The sequence below is a fragment of the Actinomadura napierensis genome (assembly GCF_039529375.1).
GTDB classification, from domain to species: Bacteria; Actinomycetota; Actinomycetes; order Streptosporangiales; family Streptosporangiaceae; genus Spirillospora; species Spirillospora napierensis.
Genome location: NZ_BAAAMR010000221.1, coordinates 1 through 5,702 on the forward strand (window position 1 = coordinate 1; position 5,702 = coordinate 5,702).

Here is a 5,702-nt window from a genome sequence, read left to right on the forward strand (position 1 = left end):
GGTGCGGCCGCCGGCGGCGACGCGGCCGGACATTCCGGTCCAGGGGCGCCCGGCCCCGTCCTGGCCCGCGGCGTTCGGCGGCCCGCAGGCCGGCCAGCAGCCGGGCGAGGAGAACGAGTGGCGGCCCGCCAAGCAGGAGCGGGACGCCGGGACGCCGCGTCTCGAAGCGCCGCGGCCGTGGTCGAAGGGGCTGTCGAAGCCGCTGCGTCCGGCGTCCACCGACAACATGCTGTGGCCGCCCGTCCCCGAGCCGGGGAAGGCGCCGGAGGCGTACGCGGACGTGCCGCCGCAGGGCGTGCCGATCCCGGAGCAGCCGCAGCAGCCCGTGCCGCAGCAGCCGGTGGAGGAGCAGGCGCCGCCGCGCGAGGTGCGGTCGCAGCCGCAGTCGCCGGTCCGGCCGAGGCCGCTGCCGCCGCCACCGGCGCCGCCCGCGTCCGGTCCGGCGATCACGCCGCCGGGGCCGGAGCACGAGGTCACGACCGGCGGGTTGCGGCGCCTGATCCAGGCCGTCGGCGGCGGGCACGGCGAGGTCGACGCCGAGTACGAGCAGCGGTTGCAGCAGCCGTTCCACGGCACGCGCCATGTGGTGGTGCTCGGGTGCACGGGCGGCGCGGGGCAGACCGTCACCTCGCTGATGCTCGGGCACACGTTCGCGCAGCACAACGGGGAGCCGGTCGTCGCGATCGACGTGAACCCGGGCCCGGGCGCGCTGGCGCGGCGGACGCGCAGCGAAACCAACGAGACGCTGACCTCGCTGATCACGCGCGCCGACCAGGTGGGCAGCCTCACCGCGATGCGCCGCTACACCTCGCAGGCCAAGTCGGGCCTCGACGTCATCGCGGCCGGGAAGAACCCGCTGCAGGCGCTGGACGACCGCGACTACGCGCTCGCGATCCGCACGATCGACAAGTTCTACTCGGTGACGCTGCTGGACACCGCGGCGGCGATCGTCGCGCGGGTCCTGCCGTACGCCGACCAGATCGTGCTCGTCGCGCCGGCCAGCGCGGACGCGCCGCGCGCGGTGGCGATGACGTTCGAGTGGCTGGACGGGCACGGCTACGAGGAGCTGCGGTCCCGCGCCGTCACGGTCATCAACGGGGTGAGCCGCCGCAGCATGGACGACGTCGAGCAGGCGGAGGCCGTCGCCCGGGGGCGTTGCCGTGCCCTCGTGCGGATCCCGTGGGACGATCACCTCAGCATGGACCGCGCGCCGCGCAACGAGCTGAAATCGTTGCGCGCGCCGACGCGCCGTGCCTATCTTGCCCTCGCCGGTGTGGTCGCCGGCGGGTTCACCGTCGTGCCCGAGCGTTACCAGGAGCTTCAGCAGGAGCAGGAGGCCACCCGATGAGCGCCCCTCGCGGGCACCGAGCCGGCCGGACGGGCGCGAGCGTGGCGGGCGCGCCTGTCGATGATGTCCGCCCGGACCGTGAACACTCTCCCCGCCAGTCCTTCGCAGCCGCATGCCGATCGGGAGAATCATTGGTCAGGACCAGGGTCGGGAGGACGGCATGAGCAAGGCCAGCCGGCTGGCCGTGCGGTACTTCGACGACCGCGTGCTGCTCACCGACAACGCGGCCTGGGCGTACTTCCGGCTGCCCACGGTGTCCTACGAGTTCACCACGGGGGAGGAGCGGGAGGCGCTCGCCACCAACGTCACCATCGCCCTCGCCGGCATCCGGATGCAGGACGCCGAGGTGCACCTGCGGATCGCGCACCGGACGTATCCGGCGGCGGAGTGGGCGCTGGCGCTGGACAAGACGTCCGACGGCGGCGCCGGGTGGCGGGAGTACCTCGAGGAGACCTACGCGCACGTGTGGTCGAAGGACTTCTGGACCAAGGAGGTCTACCTCGGGGTGCGGCTCGGCCCGCGCGGGATGGGCGCGCACCTGTCCGGCGGGGTGGTGTCGCAGCTCCTCGGGTTCTACAAGCGCAGCGAGAAGGCCCTCGGCGTCAACGACGACGCGATCGACAAGCGGGAGATCGGCCGCTGGACCGACCAGGCCGAACGGATCGGCCGGGCGCTCGGCGGGTCCGCCCTCTACGCCCGGCACGCCACCTCGACGGAGGTGGCGTGGCTGTTCCAGCACGCGGTGACGGGGTCGCTGGCCGATCCGCCGCCGTCGGCGGTGGCGCGCCGGGCGTGGGGGAAGGGCGAGATCGAGTCGCTGGTCGAGGGCGCCATCCACAACGGCCGCTCGTACCTGCGGATCGAGCAGCCGAACTTCACCGGTGCGGGCGGCGGCGCGACGGCCGCGTCGTACGTCGCGTACCTGTCGTTCGCCCGGTTCCCGGACATGATGCCGTTCCCGGACGGCGAGCCCTGGTTCCACTACGCGGACGCGCTGCCGTTCCCGGTCGAGATCAGCGCGCGGATGAAGCTGATCCCGCCGGCGAAGGCGTCCAAGGACGTCTCGCGGAAGCTCGCGCACGCCCGGGACATGGACCAGCACATCCGGGAGGCGGGCGCGGAGGCGCCGATCGCGCTCGCGGAGCAGATCGACGCGGCGCGGATGCTGGAGCACGGCATCACCAAGGAGCGGCTCCCGTTCGTCTACGGGTGGCACCGGCTGATCGTGTCGGCACCCACGGAGGACCTGCTCGCGCAGCGGGTCGACGCGGTCGTCGAGCACTACCGCGACATCGGCATCGACGTCGTCAACTCGACTGGCGACCAGTTCTCGCTGTTCCTGGAGTCGCTGCCCGGCGACCAGATCCGGCTGAACGCCTACGCGCAGCGGCAGCCGCTGCGCACCATCGCGGGCGGCATGCCCGTCGCGACCGTCGACCTCGGCGACCGGACGGACGAGAACAACGAGGGCTGGATCGGCCCCTACGTCGGCGAGACGCTCGGCCGGGCCCGGTCGATCGTCCACTTCGACCCGCTCGTCGCCGCGGCCCGCAACCGTCCGACCGCCGTCGCGATCACCGGTGAGCCCGGCGGCGGCAAGACCACGCTCGCGCTGCTGCTGATCTACCAGATGGCGCTGCGCGGCGTCACGATCGCGGCGATCGACCCGAAGGGCGACGCCGAGTCCCTGGTGGAGCTGCTGAAGTCGCGGGGACGCAAGGCGCGCATCCTGCCGCTCGGGTCCGCGGCGCCCGGCCTGCTCGACCCGTTCTCGTTCGGCGACGACCTCGCCACGAAGAAGACGATGGCGACCGAGACGCTGCGGCTGCTGCTGCCCCGGATGTCGGAGGAGCGCGAGTCCGCGATGATCCAGGCGGTCGGCGCCGTCGCGAACGCCGACCGGCCGTCCCTCGGCCGCGTCGTCGACCACCTGGAGGCCGCCGCCGACCCCGCGTCCAAGAACCTGGGCGCGGTGCTGCGGTCGATGTCGGAGATGCACCTCGCGCGGCTGTGCTTCGACCCGTCCGGCGGAGAGCGCATCGACACCGCCGGCTGGACGACCGTGTTCACCCTCGGCGGCCTCACCCTTCCCGACGTCACGATCTCCCGCGAGGACTACTCCTACGAGCAGCGGCTGTCCGTCGCGCTGATGTACCTGGTGTCGCAGTTCGCGCGGCGGCTGATGCACGGCCTCGACCGGCGGCTGCCCAAGGCGATCTTCCTGGACGAGGCGTGGGCGATCACGTCGACGCCCGAGGGCGCCAAGCTGGTGCCGGAGGTGTCCCGGATGGGGCGGTCCCGCAACACCGCGCTGATCCTGGTCTCGCAGAACGCCGGTGACCTGCTGAACGAGCAGGTGACCAACTGCCTGTCGTCGGTCTTCTCCTTCCGCTCCACCGAACGGGTCGAGGTCGGCAACGTGATGTCGCTGCTGGGGGTCGAGTCGTCCGACGAGCACAAGGCCGTGCTGCGCAACCTCGGCAACGGCGAGTGCGTCTTCCGCGACCTGGACGGACGCGCCGGCCGGATCGGCGTCGACCTCATCTCCGAGGAGCTCCGGCGCTGGCTGGACACCAACCCGACCCGGTCCCATCCCGGGCAACCAGAACTCACCGCAGCGGGGGCCGAGGTCGAGGAGGTCAGCCGATGAGGGGTTCCCGCGCCGGGACCGAGCGCCTGCAGCGCTCACCCGGCGAACGCCTCGACCTGCGCCGCACCCGCACCCGGCGGCGCCGCCCGCGCAGCCGCCGCTCCGCCGTGCTGCTGATCATGATGGCGCTGTTCATGATCAGCCCGGTGTCTCCCGCGTCCGCGTCCATTCCGCTGCCGAGCCCGAACGACTCGTGCCGTCCGGCGGACAACCCGTCGCCGGAGGCGTACGGGTCCGGGACGGACGGGATGATCAAGCCGCCCGGCTATCCGGACGGGAGGCTGCAGAAGACGCCGTCCGAGCAGCTGACCTACTACGACCGGTACGGCACGGCCGGGCAGACCTGGTACGCGGTCGACATGGGCTGCTCGGACGCGATGGCGATGATGGGCAACGCCGTCGCCAACACGACGTTCACGCTGGTCCGGGCGATCGACCGGACGACGATCAGCATCTACCAGGCCGCCGCGTCGGAGTCGCTGCTCGGCTGGCTGAAGACCACGGTCGACGGGGTCATCAGCGGGATCGGCAAGACCTTCAACGCGCGCTACTGGTCGTGGGTGGTCATCCTCGGCGCGATGTGGCTGGCCTGGTGGGGGCTGGTCCGCCGGCGGGCGAGCAAGGTGACCGAGGGCGTGATCTGGATGGTCGCCGCGATGGTGGCGCTGATCTGGCTGATCGCGCGGCCCGCGGACTTCACCACGCTCGGCACGAAGGTGTCGTCGGCGACGAGCGCGGCGTTCAACGCGGCACTGCCGCAGAGCGATACCAAGGGCGGCAGATGCATCCCGCCACCGGACGGCAAGCCGGACCCGATGGCGTCGGCGAACCTGGACGCCACCACCCGCAACGCCAATGGGCTGTGGGTGGCGCTGGTCTGCAAGCCGTGGCTGCAGGGCGAGTTCGGCACGACCGACCCGAACGCGAAGATCGTCCAGCAGAACGCGGACAAGCTGCTGTCGTCGCAGGCGGTGGACCTGCCGGAGACGTACGGCGGCCAGAAGGTCGATCTCGGGACGAAGGCCGACGACTACAAGAGCGTCGCCAAGACCGTCAAGGACGATTATCCCGGGACGTATGCGCTGTTCCAGGGCAAGAGCTGGCAGAACCGGCTGGCGGTGGCGTTCGGCGGGCTGTTCGCGGCGCTGGTCGCCGGTCTGCTGATCATGGTGATCGCGATCGCGCTGATCGTGGTGAAGATCGCCTTCCTGCTTTTGCTGGTGGCCGGGCCGATCTTCCTCGGCATCGGGATCCATCCGGGGATCGGCCGGGTGATCGCGGTCCGCTGGCTGGAGTTGCTGCTGTCGATGCTGCTGAAACAGGCGGCGCTGATCGGCGTGCTGGCGCTGCTGCTGTGGGCGTACGGGCTGATCCTCGGCGAGACGCTGCCGTGGGGCCTGCAGATCCTGCTGATCGCGCTGGTGACGTTCGCGGCGTTCATCTACCGCAAGCCGTTCCAGCACCTGTTCTCGGCGGTCGGCTACTCGGCGGTCGGGTCGCGGGAGAAGAGCGAGGCCCATCTGGACAAGTCGGTCGCGGAGGCCCGCAAGAACACGACGGCCGTCGCGGGCGCCGTGGTGCCGGGCGCGGCCGGGTATCGGCTGGGCCGCTGGGCCGGCAAGCGGGACGCGGGCGCGGAGGCGGCCGGCGCGGGAGGCCTGGGGGACGCGGCGGCCGGCGCCGGCGCGGCGGCCGACCCGGCGG

Annotated in this window: 3 protein-coding genes; all 3 read left to right on the forward strand. The window is 72.1% G+C overall.

The annotated features are described in order from the left end of the window. A partial coding sequence (locus tag ABD296_RS48680; protein WP_407061587.1) for a MinD/ParA family ATP-binding protein occupies positions 1–1,348 on the forward strand: 1,348 nt, incomplete at its 5' end. A gap of 160 nt (positions 1,349–1,508) precedes the next feature. After that, positions 1,509–3,998, forward strand: coding sequence for an ATP-binding protein (locus ABD296_RS48685; protein WP_344285131.1), 2,490 nt, complete (start codon positions 1,509–1,511; stop codon positions 3,996–3,998). Then, a partial coding sequence (locus ABD296_RS48690; RefSeq protein ID WP_344285134.1) for a type IV secretion system protein occupies positions 3,995–5,702 on the forward strand: 1,708 nt, incomplete at its 3' end. The genes ABD296_RS48685 and ABD296_RS48690, both read left to right, overlap by 4 nt.

Coding starts and splice junctions, on each gene's coding strand:
- ABD296_RS48685 (WP_344285131.1), top strand. CDS start 1,509: ATGAGCAAGGCCAGCCGGCTGGCCGTGCGGTACTTCGACGACCGCGTG.